Genomic DNA, 16,104 nt, shown 5'->3' with positions numbered 1-16,104 from the left:
TAGCTGGATCTCGTGCGAATAGATTTATCCCCAGAGAATTGGGGTGATCAGGATGGGTACCAAATGTGCCGAACTCGAGCTGGGCCTGCGCTGGCGTCACGACGACGACAGGTTCGACGTCAGCATCCACTACGACGACCCGGATAGCGCGAACGACGTTCGCGAACTCGGGGCGGAGCCGCTGTCGATCGACGCCGATGCGCTCGCGTTTCTGCACGGCGATCCAACCGCCTACGGGCGGCAGCTCACCGATCAGGTGCTGCGCTCGGAGTCCGACGTACTCAAGATGTACCGACAGGCGCGGGCCATCGCGGACAATGGCGAACTGCCGGTACACGTGCGATTACTGCTCGATCCGAAGGCGCCCGCGTGGTACCACGCCCTGCGCTGGGAGTTGCTTGGGGATCCTGACGACGACAGCCCGATCGCCACTCGGAACAACATCAGTTTCTCCCGCTATTTGAGTACGTCGGATTGGCGCACGATCTCGCCACCCCGGAAGCACGAACTCCGCGCGCTGGCCGTCATCGCGAATCCAGACCTGGGCGCAGTAACGCCTGGCGGGCGCAGCCTTGCGGCTCTCGATTTGCCGCAGGAGGAGAACCGCGCCAGACAGGCGCTCGCGGGTATGCAGGTGACGCTGCTCGCCGGTGAGGAGAAGAGAGCCACGCTGCCCGCAGTACGGGAAGCCCTCAGTGCTGATGCGCACGGCGATCGGTTCGACGTGCTGTACGTCGTGTGCCATGGTGCCTATTTGGCGAACGAGTCGGTTCTGTACCTGGAGAAGCCGGACGGAACCTACGACGGCGTGACAGGTTCTCAGATCAGCGAGATGATCGCAGGGCTCCAACACAGGCCCACAATCGCGGTCATCTGTGCTTGCCGGAGTGTCGGCGGCGGAGACGAGGCCTCGGACGAGGTTGCCCTCAAGTCGCTCGGTCCGCGGCTGGCCGAAGCCGGGATACCCGCTGTCCTCGCTATGCAGGGCGACTTCACGGTCGAGTCCGCAGCGCGGTTCATCCCTTCCTTCTTCGAGGCGCTCGGCCGTGACGGCGTGGTAGACCGCGCGGTGGCTCACGCACGCGGTCAGATCGCGGATCGGCGGGACTGGTGGATGCCGGTGCTGTTTTCTCGGCTCCGGACGGGACGGACCTACTACCTGCCGGAATTCAGTGAGAGGTCCCAGGCCACCTGGACGGCGCTGATCGACGGCATCCAAACCGGAATGTGCACACCAGTCATCGGTCCGGGGGTGGCCGACCGCATTCTGGGTTCGCGGTCAGGGATCGCTCAACGGTGGGTCGAGCGGTGGCAGGCACCGATAAGTCGACACAACCGGACGGATCTGTCCAAGGTAGCGCAGTACCTGACCGTGCGGGTCGCCCAGCGCCATCCAGAGATCGAGCTCCGCAAGTATGTGATGGCGGAGCTGCGTGAGCGCTACGCGAAGACCCTTCCGAGCGAATTGTTACAGGGACAAGATCCTGAACCGGCAGTGCTCGAGGTCGGGCGGTTACAGCGCGCGCAAGACGAACACGACCCATTCCGCATTATTGCGGAGTTACCAGCGCCGATCTTCGTCACGACGAACTGGACAGGCTTGCTTGCAGCCGCGCTGACGGAGGCGGGCAAGCAACCGGTCGTTCGATCCTTCGATTGGACCGCCCAAACCGTTGACGCGGCCCAAGCGCTCGAAGAAGAGCCAAGGGTCGAGAGGCCGCTCGTCTACCACATGTTCGGTCGACTGGAGCATCCCGACACGCTGGTGCTGTCGGAGGACGATTACTTCGCTTGGATAAAGAGCTGGATCGAGCGACGGAATGAGACGCCGATCATCGGAACGGCTCTCACTCGACGATCCTTGTTATTTCTCGGTTACGAGCTCGACGACTGGGATTTCCGCGTGCTGTTCCAGGGCGTGCAGAGCTTCGGCGGACGCGACCAGTTGAAAAAGCGGCAGCACGTCGGTGTCCAGCTCAGGCCTGACAGTCAGCTCATGGAATCGGACGCGGCTCAGGAGTACCTCGAATCCTATCTTGATCTTGCGACAGTTCGCATCTTCTGGGGTGAAACGAGCGAATTCCTGCGCAAGCTACAGGCTCGATTGAAGGATGAAGAATGACCAACGTCGTGTCTGCAAAGAGCCACTGGAAGAACCCCTATGTCGGACCGCGAGCCTTCACGGCCAATGAGGCCCTGTACGGTCGAGAGAGGGAACGTCGAGAGCTTACCGACCTGCTGATAGCGGAGCGAATAGTCCTGCTGCACTCGCCATCCGGTGCCGGAAAAACTTCGCTGATCCAGGCTGGGTTGCTACCGGAACTGGCCCGCGAAAGCCTCAGCGTCTCTCACACTCTCCGGGTAAATGCGTTTACACCGAAACCGGTAGCCAATCGCTGGGTCTACAGCGTCGCACTCGCATTGGTCGGTGAGGATCGTCTCGACGATTACCAAGGCATCGAGCATGCGACGCTTACCGGCGTCCTCGAGCGGCTGGACTCAGAACAGGCGCCGGATGCCGAGCGAGTCTTGATATTCGACCAGTTCGAGGAGATCCTCAACCTCGATCCGACGGATAGGCGTGGGCAGGAGGAATTCTTCGAACAGTTGGGCGCTGCCCTCGAGAACGCAGGTCGGTGGGCGCTGTTCTCGATGCGAGAGGACTTCATCGGCGGGCTCGAGCCGTTCTTGCGCCACATTCCCGGCCGACTACGGACGAGATATCGGCTCGACTTCCTGCAACATGACGCCGCACTGAGGGCCATCCAGAAGCCCGCCGAAGATTATGACGGCGACTTCACCGACGAGGGTGCCGAGCGGATGTTCGCCGACCTCGCCCGGGTGCGCGTTGAGTGCCCAGGCGGCTTCTCCAAGGAACGCGTCGGACCGCACGTCGAGCCGGTGCAGTTGCAGGTCGCATGCCATCGACTGTGGCGCACATTGCGCCATGATCGTTCGGGTTCGGTTGGCACCATCACGGCGGCGGACGTCAAGAATTACGCCGATATCGACACCACGTTGGCCGGGTTCTATTCCGACGCGATCAGCGACGTGGTCGCCGAGACCGATACCGACGAGCGCGCGCTGCGTGACTGGTTCGACAGCGAACTGATCACCGAAAAGGAATGGCGCAGCCAAAGCCGACGTGGGCCGAAAACAGGCGGTGTCGACGCCTCGACCGTGCTCGCGGCGCTGGAGGATCGTTATTTGATTCGAAGTGATCGCCGAGCCGGTGTCGTTTGGTACGAGCTAACCCATGATCGCCTGGTCGCGCCCGTGATTCGCAGCAACAGGAAATGGCGGCGGAACAACCTGCACCCGATCGAGTACCGTGCGTCCGTCTGGTCACATGGCGGCCGCGACGACTCCGACCTGCTCTCGCGAGAGGAGTTGGCGGAAGCGAAATACTGGCTGATTCGGCAGCGCAACGACGTTGGTGACCTCGAACGTGAGTTCATCGAACGATCTCGACAACGCAATGGCCAGGCAATCCTACGCACTCGTCTCGCCTTTCTGATCATCGTTTTGCTCATCCTCACCTTGATCGAGCTGGTCTTGATTATCTACCTACTGGTGACACCATGAATACTCCCGAATTCACATTCAATGGAATAGACGGATCGACGGGCGCATACCTGCCGGCGCCGCAGAATGTCGACGCGCTCGCAAAAGTGATTCGCGGCGAACCGGAACGTCTCGAGGATGAGAACGACATCAAGCTCCGTTCCCAGGGTGCCGAGGATCATTTCGGCGCGGTGTTCGGTGTGGATCTCGAGAACCTCGAGCAATCGGGGTGGGGTGTGATTTTCGCCGATGGAACATCGGCAGAAGCTGTCGAGGCGCTATCTCCCTTGCTCGAGCTCCGGCGCGAGCAAGCAGGCGATCGGTATCGCGAGTATCGAGGCGAGAGTGCGCCACGCCCGCTCGAGACCAAACAGCGATGGCTCGCCCGGCACAAGATGGGCCCCGGGCCCGCCAATCCGGAAAAAGTTCCATACTATCTGCTGATCGTGGGAGACCCTACGGCGTTGCCCTATCAATTCCAGTATCAACTCGACGTGCAGTACGCGGTTGGCCGCATCAGCTTCGACACGATCGAGCAGTATTCGGGATACGCACGATCCGTTGTAGCCGCCGAATGTGGCGAACGGCCGAAAACCAAGAAGATCACGCTCTTCGGCCCACGGAACAAGGGAGACCGCGCAACCAAACTCAGCGCCGAGCAGTTGGTTGCGCCGCTCGAGGCCGACCTCTCCGGATCTGTCGACTGGCAGGTCGACGTCTCGATCGGCGATGATGCCACCAAAGACTGCCTCACTGAACTCTTCTCCGACACGAATGGGCCAAGCGTCCTCTTCACGGCCAGTCATGGAATGTGTTTTCCCAGTACCGATGTACGCCGACGTGACGCTCAGGGCGCACTGCTGTGCCAGGATTGGCCGGGACCGCTGAGCTGGGGGAACAAGCCGATCAGCGAGGGGTTCTACTTTGCCGCAGCCGATGTCCCCGCTGGTGTGCGTCCGGAGATCGTGTTCTCCTTCGCGTGTTTCGGCGCGGGGACGCCGCATCGCGACGACTTTCCTCACCTCGCGTTGGGTGGATCCCCCGATGAAACAACGCCTTTCGTCGCAAAGCTGCCCGTACATCTACTGGCCGCGCCGACAATGTCGACGCTGGCGTTCGTCGGTCATGTCGAACGCGCCTGGAGTTGCTCTTTCGCCTCGCCCGAAGTCGGCGAACAATGCGAGCCGTTCGCCAGTTGCCTGCAAGCCCTCATCGCCGGTTGGCGAGTGGGTCACACGGTGGAAGTCTTCAACCAACGGTACGCAGATCTTTCCACGGAGCTGAGCGATCGATGGTACCGGGAAAGCCATTACGGCGAGCGGTTCCTCGACTCGGACCTCGTCCGGCTCTGGACCTCGAACAACGACGCCCGCAGCTACGTCGTAATCGGTGACCCCGCCGTTCGTGCACCGAGCGCGGTCGGCGAGTAGGACAAAGGAAGTGCACAATGCCGACCCGGACCGTACCCAACAGTGATGTCACCTACCAACTGCTCTGTTACGACGCCGAAGGAGTGGAACGGCCCGAGGGCGGAGTGAACACGAGCGAAGCTGTGGCGGACCGGCTTCGGAGTGAGGCGATAACCGACGTGATCCTGGTCAGCCACGGCTGGAAGGGTGACATTCCATCCGCCATCGATCAGTACGACCGATGGATCAATGCGATGCTGAGTTGTACAGCCGACCGGAACAACGTCCGACTGCACAGACCCGGCTTCAACCCGCTGATCGTCGGATTACACTGGCCGAGCCTGGCATGGGGCGACGAGAACCTCGACGGCCACCCGAGTTCGTTCGCTATCGGCGCTGGCGCCGATAGCTCCTTCGACCGGGCTGTAGACGACTTCGCGAACGCCCTGGGTGGTGGAGCAGATACGGTAGCCGCCGTCCGGATCATCCTGGAATCGGCCAACAGCGATATCACGCCCGATCATCTGCCGCCCGATGTTGTCGACGCGTATGCCCGGATCGACAGTCGAATTGGGCTCGGCAACAGTGGGGAAGGAGCCGCACCAGGCGATGATCGAGAAGTCTTCGACGCGGAGGCGGCGTACCAGGCAGCGTTGACCGAGGAGGAGTCAGCAGACTTCGGCGGAATCGGCTTGGGTGGCGTACTGGCCCCCTTACGCATGCTCACCTTCTGGTCGATGAAGCGCAGGGCGCTGCGGTTCGGTGAAGGTGGTGCGAATAGCTTGCTACGTCTCTTGCAAGAGGCGGTACCGGAAGACGGTGCGGTGCGAATCCACCTCGCCGGTCACAGCTTCGGATGCATCGTCGTCTCGGCATGCGTTGCGGGAAAGCCCGGAACCAAGTCTCGCAGACCGGTCCACTCGGTCCTGCTTGTGCAGGGTGCAATGTCGCTGTGGTCGTACAGCTCGACAATCCCAGCTGTGCGGAATCGATCCGGCTACTTCCATCGGTTGCTAGCGGACAATCTTGTCGCGGGACCAGTAATCACCACACGGTCTATCCACGATCGAGCGGTCCGCTTCTTCTATCCCCTCGGTGCATCGGCAACCCGAGACATCGAGTTCGCACCGGGAGCCCTACCGAAATATGGAGGCATCGGGACGTTTGGCGCACAGGGAACGGGTTTTGCTGCCGAGGACATCCCGATCGGTCCTCTTTCGACGGACTATGAATTCACCCCAGACAAAGTTTTCAATATCGACGCCACGGCCGTAATCAAGTCCGGCCGGGGCCCGTCAGGTGCGCACAGCGATATCAGCCATCCCGAAATCGCTCATCTTGCCTGGGAAGCCATCAACGCGCCGTAACAAGGCCCCGACCTGTCCACGGCGGATCGGAAGAAGGTGCGCACGCCGAAGTTCTCGGCGTGCACGCGCCGGATTTCCACGGTCAGTCGCCTGAGGTCTGCGCGCTGTGCCGCAGGCTGACGTATGCCGTGACGGGATGCTGGGGTATGGCGGCGCGGGTTGCGGGGTAGGAGGCCGGCGACACGGACCCAATTCACGACACTGCGTAGTAGACGCCGCGCGGATGAACTAGCGTGTGGCGCTATGGAACTGGTCTACAACGTTGTGGTCGTCACGCACCTGCTCGGTATGGCCGCGGTGATCGGCGGGTACGCGGCCGGACAGCCCAAGGTGAACGAAGTGATGGTGTGGGGTGCGCGGGCGCAGATCGTTACCGGGATCGTGCTGGTCGGGATGGCCGAGTCGATCGGTTCGCTGGACAAAGACCTCGACATGGTGAAGATCGGCGTCAAGCTGGTCATCTCCGTGTTGGTCGCCGGGTTCGCCGAGGTGGCCCGCGCCGATGCCAAGCGGGGCAAGGATGTGCCGTGGATGACGCACGCGGCCGGTGGTCTGGGCATCGTGAACGTCTTCGTGGCCGTGCTCTGGAGCTGAGCGGGCCGGCGAAGGTCCGGGGCCGCGGTGGCCCCGGACCGTCTCACGACTCGAACAGGGTCTGCCCGAGATAGCCGCCGGGTTCCGGCACGCCGGGCGGGATCACGAACACCGACGATCCGATCGGCGTCGTCCAGATGTTCAGCGCGTCGAAATCCGCCAGCCGCTGCTGCACCGGCAGGTACTGGGCGTCGACGTCGCGCTGGTACGCGGCGAACAGCAGCCCCGAGTTGGAGGTCTGGCCGGGCGCGGGTGCGTCGTCGTAGTTGTAGCCGCGGCGCAGGAACCGTTCGCCGTCGTGGGTGTGGCGGGCGCGAGCGATGTGCGCCGACGGCGGGATCACCGGAATGCCGTGCGCGTCGACGGCCGCGAAATCCGGTTCGTCGAACTCGTGGCTTCCGGTGAGCGGCGCGCCGTTGCCGATTCTGCGCCCGACGGTGAGTTCCCTTCCCTCCGGGTCGATTTCGTCCCAGGTGTCCAGCGTCATGGCGATCCGGCGCAGCACCAGCGAGGTGCCGCCGGCGAGCCAAGGCTGGGCGGCGCCGTCGTCCCAGACCAGCCGGTCGAAGTCGGGTGTCCCGGCGGGGATGTTGACCGTGCCGTCGACCTGGCCCATCAGGTTGCGCGGTGTCTGGCCGGGCGCCGCGTCGCGGAACCCGCGTTGCACCCAGCGCACGGTGAGCAGCGAGGTCACGCTGCGGCACAACACCCGCACCGCGTGCGCGACGGTGGTGGCCTCGTCGGCACAGACCTGCAACAGCAGATCCCCGTCGCTCCAAGCCGGTTCCAGCCGGTCGATCACGAACGGCGGCAGCGGCCGCAGCCAGGCCGGTTTGCGGTGCTCGAGACCCGCGGCGGTGAACACCGCGGGCCCCAATCCGGCCGTCACCGTGAGCCGCGCCGGGCGGGCCGCCAGCTCGGGTTCGGTGTCGGCCAGCGCCGCGGCGCCCCGGGTGAGGCGGGCGGCGTCGCCGGTCCAGATCTTCAGGATGCCCGCGATGTCGTCGCGGTCCAGCCCGGGGCGCAGATCGAATCCGACGAACGCGGCGTGCGTTTGCGGCGCGGTCGCGATTCCGGCCTGGTGCGGGCCGTAGAACGGTTCGATCGCCGGTGCGGTGTGCGCGCCGGTGTCGCGGCCGGTGAGTGCGAGCGCCCCCGCCCCGAGCCCGACGGCGCCCGCCGCGGCGGCGCCTCCACCGAGGAGGCGCCTGCGGGTGAAGCCCCGGGGTCTGCTCGGCTCAGGCACCGGGTGCGGGGGTCGGGGCGGGCGCGCCCGCGTGATGGTCGCCGTCGGGCACGTAGTTCTCCTGGTTGCCGGGGAAGTCACGCACCTGGGCGGTGAAGGTCATGGTCGAACCGTCGTCGAAGGACAACGTGACCGGTGTTTCGGAACCGGTGCGCAGCGGACCGTTCAATCCCATGAACATGATGTGGTCGGCGCCCGGTGCGAGTGCGAGGGAGCCGCCCGCGGGAACGACGAAACCGCCCTTCTTCGGGCGCATCGTCTTGGTGCCACTGGCATCGGCCACCACCTCGTGCAGCTCGACGCGTTCGGAGGCGGGACTGGTCGCGGACACGACGGTGAGCGCCTTGTCGCCGGTGTTGGTCAGCTCGCCGAACGCGGCGGACATACCGCTGTCGGCGGCCTTGATCCACTGGTCCTGGATGGTGATCGCGTCGGCGGCGCGCGCCGAGGCGGGGGTGCTGTCGTTGGACGAGCAGGCGACAAGCAGCACCGGCGCGGCGGCGAGTGCGACGGCTCCGCGTATGACGCGGGAAGGTCGGGTGATGGGGAACATGGAGAAGCTCCGTTCGGATTTCGGGATATGTATGGGGGACCGCCACGATCCGGGGGCGCGTTCACACGCGGAACGGTGCCGTCTGTGTCCCGCTGAGGCTTCGCGTTGCCGCGCAGAGGATTACAGACGAAGTGCGAACAGCATGTGCGCCGAGGCGCAGCGCAGTGCTCGCAGGCCGAAACGACCGCGATCGCACGAATAGCGTTTCGCGCGTACGAGATCCACCGTCGTCTCTCGGAAAGTCCGCGGTGACGCGATGTCCGATATTCGGCAGGCACGACAGCGAATCACCCGGCCGAACATCTCGGCGGACGCGGCAAACCGGTGACTCTTGGTGGCGGTATGGGTCGCTACCGGAAAGCCGGTGGTCCCCGCGTCCCGATGCCGGAACTGAGCAGCAGCCTTCGAGGGCAGGCGGCAGCGCGTGGTGCGATCCGGATGATCGGCGCCGACGCGGGTGCGGGCACGGGCCCCAGCACGCGCACGACATCCCGCACACTGGACGCCGCCTTCGCCAGCGCCGCCTCGGCGCTGCGAATCAGCAACGCCCCAACCGGAATCGCCGCGAGGTGGGCCGCCAGCATCACCGCGGTCGCGTGCGATCCATGGTGGTGGCCCGGAGACATGGTGAGCGCGGTATGCCCGACGGCTTGGCCGATCGCCAGCAACCCCATGAGTTCGACGAACCCGGCGCGCCGCCGTTGCGAGCCGACGAGCACGCCAACGGCCGCGCATGCCCCGATCAGCAGGGCGAGCGAAGGCCGTTCCGGCGAGACGACACCACCGCCGAGCGCGTGCGCGGCGATACCGACCGCTCCCGACGCCGATCCGACGAAAGCACCGCGCAGTCGCGCCGCTCCCTCCGCCGGTTTACGCACCGGGCCATACTACCGCCGGTCGTAGTTCCCGGCCAGACGGCCCTCGTAGGCGGATTCACGCGCCCCGCAGGGAGTGTGGCGCTCTTCTCAGGCGTTGGCGCCGTCCGGGCGGCGGACGAGCACCGGCAGTAACTCGGGTCGTTTCGGCTGCACGCCGGTTCCGGAGGATCGGCCGCGCACCCGGCGGGCGACCCACGGGAGCATGTGCCGCGCCGTCCAGCTGAGCTCGGTCGCGACGATCTCGGCCACGCTGTGCCGCACCGGTGGCAGCGGATCGCGCCAGCTCGCGTCCGCGCCGGGAAGGGTGAGGACGTCGGCGACGGCGCGGGCGACGAGGTCGTGGCCGAGCGGGCTCAGATGCAGGCGGTCGGCCGACCACACCAGCGGGTGGGTGGTGGCGGCGACGGTTTCGAAATCGACCAGGGTGAGGCCGTAACAACTTGCGAGGCGGCGCATTTCGGCGTTGAGCTCGCGCACCCGCGGCGACAGCGGTCGCACGAAGGGCGCGATGCCGCCGATGTCGGGATAGGTGAAGGTGATCACCCGGGCGCCGGTGGCGGTGAGCGCTTCGAACATGGCGTGCAGGTCGGCGAGCAGGGCGGCGCGGTCGAGGCGCGGACGGATGATGTCGTTCATGCCCGCCATCACGGTGACCAGATCGGGCCGCAACGCCACGGCGGGGGCGAGCTGTTCGGCGCGGATCTGGGCGGCGCGACGGCCGCGTATTGCGAGATTGGCGTAGCGCAGGGCCGGTGTGCCCGCGCCGAGAAGTGCTGCGAATCGGTCTGCCCAGCCGCGGTGTCCGCCGTCGCCGTCGGGGTCGCCGATGCCCTCGGTCTGGCTGTCGCCGATGGCGACGTAGCGGAGGTAGGAGGGGACGGATCCGGTGTCCACGTTCGGCTCCTGCGGGTTGGCGGCGACGCGCGCGCACCGGGCACCTCCGGCGCAGCAACATCCTACGAGCGCCGGGGTGATCGAGCCATTCGATCGAGCGGCCGCCGGTGTCGGATCAGAACGGTCGGAAGCCGGCGCCGGGCCCGCCCACCCGGTCGATATCGGCGAACACTGTGCCGATCTGGGTGGCCACCGCAGGATCGTGCACCGCGATCTGCGGATGCTGACAGGCCACATCGAAGACCGTCACCCCGAACGCCGTGACGCCCACGTGGCCGACGTTCATGCCGACCAGGCGATCGCCGACCGTGACCGGTCCACCGGAATCGCCCGGCTTCGAACAGACCTGGTTGCGGAACCACGACTCGTTCTGGTCCCACACCACCCCGCACCCGTAACCGGAAGTGCGTCCGTTCTTGCAGACGATCGTGCCGGGCTGCGGCGGTGCGCCAACGCCGGCGATCGCCAGCGGTCCCACGCTGCGCAGCGGTGTGACCCGTTCGGGATCGAACACGATGACGGCGTAGTCGTCGACCACGTCGACATGGACGACGACACCGACCGGACCCGCCGTCAGCGCGTGTTCGGCGTGCACGGGCATGCCGCGCATGGTGCAGTGGCCCGCTGTCAGCCCGACGAGTCGCCCGGCGTTGTCGTAGCCGATCGTGGTCAGCGTGCACGCCGCGCGCTGCCCGATCACGATGCCCGAGCCGCCGCCGAGCACCGCCGGGGCGGCGGACGCGTGGCCTGGCGACACCATGCCCATCACCAGCGCGGCGATCGCGGTCAACACCACCCGCACGAGAGCGGGTCCGGCCGTCGTGGCGGGCCGGCGACGTCGCGCCGTCGCGGGATTCATGAGCGTGGCCCTGCGGCGGCCGCGGGATGGATGTTGTGATGCAGGTGGAAGACGTTGCGCGGATCGTATTCCAGCTTGACCGCCGCCAGTCTCGCGTAGTTCTCCTTGCCGTAGCCCGCGATCACCCGGTCCGTTCCCTCGTTGCCGATGAAGTTCAGGTACACCGCTCCGATGCCGTAGGGCCGCATCGCGGCGATGGTGTCCTTGACCCAGGAGATGCCGTAGGCGTCGTCGGCCGGGTCTTCCCACAGTCCGAACGGGTGCACCACCCACGCCGCGTCGCGGTGGGGTTGCGGCCAGTCCCGCGCGCCCGCCGCGACGGCCCCGCCCCACGGCAGGAGCAGGCTCTGCGACGGCGTGGGGCAGGGCATGGTCATGCCCTGTTCGGCGAACCGTCGCACCGCTTCGTCCGGCAGGCCCGCGAGGTGTTCGCCGGACCAGTAGTTGCGCACACCCGGCGGATCGTCGAGCGCGCACTGGATGTCGCAGTAGGGCATCTCGGTGAGCAGCACGCCGTCCGGGGCCAGCGCGAACATCGGCGCGAGCACGTCGCGCAGCTCGGCCGCGGTGCCCGCGTAGACGGCGATGCAGACCGCCACCCGCTTGCCGTGGAGTTCGGCGGGAACGAAGTCCTCGGGCGGTCCGGTCAGATACGCGACGGCTCCGCCGAGATCGTCGGTGACACCACCCTCGACGAGGTCGCGGTAGGCGGTGGCGACCTCGAGTCCGCGCCCGGCCTCCCACAGCAGCAGCGCGAGCGTGGTGACCGGCAGCGGATGCAGCCGGAAGGTCAGCCGGGTGGCCACCCCGAAGTTCCCGCCGCCGCCGTGCAGCGCCCAGAACAGGTCGGGATGCTCGTCCTCCGAGGCTCGGATCTCGACTCCGTCGGCGGTGACGAGGTCGACCGAAAGCAGGCTGTCGCAAGCCAATCCGAATTTGCGCTCGAACCATCCGGAGCCGCCGCCGAGGGTCAGCCCCGCCACGCCGGTGCTGGACACCCGCCCTCCGGTGGTGCCGAGGCCGTGCGGCTGGCAGGCGCGATCGAAATCCGCCCAGGTGGCGCCGCCCTCGACGACGGCGGTGCGCGCTTGGGCGTCGACGGTGACCGAGCGCATACGGCGCAGGTCGACGACCAGTCCGCCTTCGGTGAGGCTCGCGCCCGCGACGCTGTGGCCGCCGCCGCGCACGGCCACCTCGAGACCCCTGCGGTCGGCGAAGGCCAGTGCCGCGCGCACGTCCTCGGCGCCGGTGCACTGGGCGATCACCGCGGGCCTGCGGTCGACCATCGCGTTGAAGATCGCCCGCGCCGCGTCGTAGCCGGGGTCCTCGGGTGTCAGCACCGACCCAGCGAACTGGGGCCGCAGGTCGTCCGCGGCAGCGTAGGGGGAGTGAGTGGTCATACCGCCTCCGTGGGACCGCTGTCGGCATCGTGTCGGCAAACTTTCAACCGCCCAGCCACGCTACGCGCGCGGAGGCGGGGGTTGGCGCGGTTGCCGAGAGCGATGCCGAGATGCAATCCCGTCGTCGCGGTGGTGTTCGGTGCGGTCGCCGTGGCGGTGCGAGAAGTTTGCCGGTCGGGTCGGGCGGGCTGTTCCGTAGTGCGCGGAGCACGGTAAATGTCGGTCTACCAACAGGTTTGGCGTCCGCTGTGGCGTTGCCATCGCGTCTCGAAGTTATCCGGCGCGGGTGTGGCGAGGCCGAGACTCGACGCGGGCGTTCGTCGCGGCGGAGACACGGTTCGGTGACGACGTGGTCGCGTGGCCTCGGCGCGCGTTCGATGGCCATTCGGCCGTGAGCGTCGAACACCTCGACGGCTCGCTCGGGGTGCGCCGAGGCCACGCTGATGCTATGCAAACATAGTGATGTATGCATATGATCCCTGGTGTGAAGTCGACAGCGAACGCACATGAACACGGCCACTCGATTCTGGGCGAGCGCGGCGAGCTGATCTTCGCCCTCGCCGCCGGTGTCACCTATGCCGCGGGCATGGCGGCGGAGTATCTGTTCTCCGCGCCGCCGTGGGTGGTGATCGCGCTGTTCGCCGCGACCTACTTCTTCGGCGGCTTCTTCACGGTCCGCGCGGCCGTCGCGACGGTACGGCGCGGCCGATTCGAGGTCGACTTCCTGATGCTGGTCGCGGCTCTCGGCGCGGCCGCGGTCGGCAAGTGGGCCGAGGGGTCGGTGCTGCTGTTCCTGTTCAGCCTCGGGCACGCGCTCGAGGAGTACGCGATGGGCCGCGCCAAGCGCTCCATCGAGGCGCTCGCGGAACTCGCGCCGGGCACCGCGCTGGTTCGCGGCGACGACGGCTCGGTGCGTGAGGTCGATGTCGAGGACCTCGCGATCGGCGATGTCGTCGTGGTGCTGCCCAATTCGCGGCTTGCGGCCGACGGCATCGTGGTCGACGGAGCGAGCAGCGTCGACGAATCCTCGGTGACCGGTGAGAGCATCCCGGTGGAGAAGAGCGCCCTGACCGGGGCGACCGTGGACCGCACGCCGGTGCCGGAAGCGCACCGGGTGTTCGCGGGCACGGTGAACGGCGCGGGCGCGATGGATGTCCTGGTGACCAGCCGCGCCGCGGACAGCATGCTGGCGCGCGTCATCACCATGGTCCGCGAGGCCGACACGCACAAATCGCCCACCCAGCGGTTCATCGACCGCTTCCAGCTGTTCTACGTGCCCGCCGTGCTGGCGGCGGTCGTCGGTGTGCTCGCCTTCGGCGTGGTCGCGCTCGCCGAACCGTTCGCCGACAGCTTCTACCGCGCGATGGTCGTGCTCGTCGCGGCCAGCCCGTGCGCGCTGGCGATCGCGACGCCGAGCGCCGTGCTCGCGGGTGTGGCGCGAGCCGCGCAGGCGGGTGTGCTCGCCAAGGGCGGCGGGCCGCTGGAGACGCTGGGCCGGGTTCGTTCCATCGCCTTCGACAAGACCGGCACGCTCACCTGGGGCCTGCCCCGCGTCACCGACATCGTCGCGGTCCGTCCGGAATCGCGCGCGGAGCTGATCGCGACGCTGCACGCGGTCGAGTCCTACAGCGACCACCCCCTGGCCACCGCCATCACCCGCGACCTCGCACCGCTTGTGCCGGAAGGGTCGGCTCGTCATGCGACCGATGTGAACTCGGTGACCGGGCGCGGCATCACCGCATTGGTGGACGGACATCCCACCGAGGTCGGCAACCTCACCATGTTCGGCGAGCTGGAGACCGACGGCGTTCCCGCCTCGATCGCGGACATCGTCGACGACGTGCACGCGCGCGGACGCACCACGATGATCGTCCGGCACGCGGGCGCCTACCTCGGTGTCGTTGGCGTGATGGACACCCCGCGCGCCGAGGCCGCGCCCGTCATCGCGCGGCTGCGCGCGCTCGGCATCGAGGACGTGGTGCTGATCTCCGGCGACCATCAGCGCGTCGCCGACGCCGTGGCCGCCGACATGGGCTTGGACGCCGCGCACGGCGGGCTGCTGCCGGAGGACAAGGTCATCATGATCGGGCGGCTCGGCGGTCGCGACGGCACCGCGATGGTCGGCGATGGCGTCAACGACGCGCCCGCGATGGTGAACTCCTCGGTCGGCATCGCCATGGGCGCGGGTGGGTCCGCGGTCGCGCTGGAGACCGCCGATGTCGCGTTGATGGTCGACGACATCGGCCGCCTCCCCTTCGCCGTGGCGCTGAGCAGGCGCACCGCCCGGATCATCCGGCAGAACCTGACCTTCGCGCTGCTGATCGTCGCGATCCTGGTGCCCGCCACACTGATCGGCCTGCCCATCGGCCCCGCGGTGTTCGTCCACGAGGGCTCCACCTTGCTCGTGGTGGCGAATGCCTTGCGGCTGCTGCGTTTCCGTCGCGGCGCGGAACACGAGGGCATCGTCCACGAGGCGCGGCCGGTGCGAAGTTAGCCGACACGACGACCGCCGTGCACACGGAATCTCCACAATTGCCGACGCTGCTCTCCACAGCGGGTGGTTAGGGTTCCGTGCATGGAGCTTCGGAATGGGGAGCGCGGCGGGGCGGCCAACGGGCAGGCGGCGCGGCGGATTCTGGTGGTCGACGACGAGGTCACCATCGCCGAATCCGTTGCCGCGCGGTTGCGGGCGGAGGGGTTCGCCGTCGAGCTTGCGCACGACGGGCCCGGCGCGGTGGCCGCCGTCGAGGCGAACGAGCCGGACCTGGTGGTGCTGGACGTGATGCTGCCCGGTTTCGACGGACTCGAGGTGTGCAGGCGCATCCAGGCCGGGCGCGGGGTGCCGGTACTCATGCTCACCGCCCGCACCGACGAGACCGATCAGCTCGTCGGGCTCGGCGTCGGCGCGGACGACTACCTGACCAAGCCGTTCTCGCTGCGCGTGCTCGCGGCCCGGGTGCACGCGCTGCTGCGCCGGGTCGAGCGTGCCGCCGACCGGGAGGGCGCCGCGATCATCGTCGGCGATCTGCGCATCGATCTGGAGCAGCATCGGGTCTGGCGCGGCGACACCGAAGCCAAACTGACGCCGCTGGAATTCGAGCTGCTCGCCCGGCTGGCACGGCGGCCGCGGGTGGTGCTGGCCAGGGAGCGTCTGCTCGAGGAGGTCTGGGATTGGGCCGACGCCGCGGGCACCCGTGCGGTCGACAGTCACGTGAAGGCGTTGCGGCGCAAGCTCGGCGCGGATCTGATTCGCACCGTGCACGGCGTGGGCTACGCGTTGGAGGCGCGATGACCACCGACGCGCGCACCAAGGACGCCACATCCTCTGGCTCCGAGCTCA

13 protein-coding genes are annotated in these 16,104 nt (G+C 67.1%); 7 read left to right on the top strand and 6 right to left on the bottom strand.

From position 1 onward, the window contains the following. Positions 1–52: 52 nt before the first annotated feature. From CRP45_RS05750 to CRP45_RS05730, 5 genes are all read left to right on the top strand, one after another. Positions 53–2,122: a CHAT domain-containing protein gene (locus CRP45_RS05750; RefSeq protein ID WP_143861350.1), complete on the top strand. Its 2,070-nt coding sequence runs from the start codon at positions 53–55 to the stop codon at positions 2,120–2,122. Then, positions 2,119–3,585, top strand: coding sequence for an ATP-binding protein (locus tag CRP45_RS05745; RefSeq protein ID WP_143861349.1), 1,467 nt, complete (start codon positions 2,119–2,121; stop codon positions 3,583–3,585). Before CRP45_RS05750 ends, CRP45_RS05745 begins: the two co-directional genes overlap by 4 nt. After that, positions 3,582–4,994 carry a hypothetical protein gene (locus CRP45_RS05740; RefSeq protein WP_097244082.1) on the top strand — a complete coding sequence of 471 codons (1,413 nt, stop codon included), beginning with the start codon at positions 3,582–3,584 and terminating at the stop codon, positions 4,992–4,994. The genes CRP45_RS05745 and CRP45_RS05740 overlap by 4 nt, the downstream gene beginning before the upstream one ends. Positions 4,995–5,011: 17 nt before the next feature. Next, positions 5,012–6,340: a hypothetical protein gene (locus CRP45_RS05735; RefSeq protein WP_143861348.1), complete on the top strand. Its 1,329-nt coding sequence runs from the start codon at positions 5,012–5,014 to the stop codon at positions 6,338–6,340. Positions 6,341–6,583: 243 nt separating this feature from the next. Continuing rightward, on the top strand, positions 6,584–6,934 hold the full coding sequence (locus tag CRP45_RS05730) for a hypothetical protein (RefSeq protein WP_067783232.1): 351 nt from the start codon (positions 6,584–6,586) through the stop codon (positions 6,932–6,934). Between the two features lie 43 nt (positions 6,935–6,977). On the opposite strand, the gene CRP45_RS05725 is transcribed toward CRP45_RS05730, so the two are convergent. From CRP45_RS05725 to CRP45_RS05705, 6 genes are all read right to left on the bottom strand, one after another. Next, a complete protein-coding gene (locus CRP45_RS05725; protein WP_097244080.1) occupies positions 6,978–8,180 on the bottom strand; it encodes a Dyp-type peroxidase in 1,203 nt (400 codons plus the stop codon). Further along, positions 8,173–8,733: a copper chaperone PCu(A)C gene (locus CRP45_RS05720; protein WP_097244079.1), complete on the bottom strand. Its 561-nt coding sequence runs from the start codon at positions 8,731–8,733 to the stop codon at positions 8,173–8,175. Before CRP45_RS05720 ends, CRP45_RS05725 begins: the two co-directional genes overlap by 8 nt. A gap of 350 nt (positions 8,734–9,083) precedes the next feature. After that, complete coding sequence (locus tag CRP45_RS05715) at positions 9,084–9,611, bottom strand: hypothetical protein (protein ID WP_097244078.1); 528 nt, start codon at positions 9,609–9,611, stop codon at positions 9,084–9,086. Positions 9,612–9,698: 87 nt separating this feature from the next. After that, complete coding sequence (locus tag CRP45_RS05710) at positions 9,699–10,505, bottom strand: SGNH/GDSL hydrolase family protein (RefSeq protein ID WP_245909927.1); 807 nt, start codon at positions 10,503–10,505, stop codon at positions 9,699–9,701. Between the two features lie 115 nt (positions 10,506–10,620). After that, positions 10,621–11,298: a S1 family peptidase gene (locus CRP45_RS34460; RefSeq protein ID WP_245909925.1), complete on the bottom strand. Its 678-nt coding sequence runs from the start codon at positions 11,296–11,298 to the stop codon at positions 10,621–10,623. A 62-nt stretch (positions 11,299–11,360) separates the two neighbouring features. Further along, positions 11,361–12,764 (bottom strand): FAD-binding oxidoreductase, encoded by a 1,404-nt coding sequence (locus tag CRP45_RS05705; protein ID WP_097244076.1) that lies wholly within the window; start codon positions 12,762–12,764, stop codon positions 11,361–11,363. A gap of 484 nt (positions 12,765–13,248) precedes the next feature. On the opposite strand from CRP45_RS05705, the gene CRP45_RS05700 reads away from it, so the two are divergent. Beyond that, on the top strand, positions 13,249–15,258 hold the full coding sequence (locus CRP45_RS05700) for a heavy metal translocating P-type ATPase (protein WP_245909923.1): 2,010 nt from the start codon (positions 13,249–13,251) through the stop codon (positions 15,256–15,258). Positions 15,259–15,339: 81 nt separating this feature from the next. Further along, positions 15,340–16,056 (top strand): response regulator transcription factor, encoded by a 717-nt coding sequence (locus CRP45_RS05695; protein ID WP_097244074.1) that lies wholly within the window; start codon positions 15,340–15,342, stop codon positions 16,054–16,056. The last annotated feature ends 48 nt before the right edge of the window (positions 16,057–16,104 follow it).

The sequence above is a fragment of the Nocardia amikacinitolerans genome, from assembly GCF_900215415.1.
GTDB classification, from domain to species: Bacteria; Actinomycetota; Actinomycetes; order Mycobacteriales; family Mycobacteriaceae; genus Nocardia; species Nocardia amikacinitolerans.
Note: the sequence above shows the minus strand (reverse complement) of the source record. Positions and strands in the feature narration are given on the sequence as shown.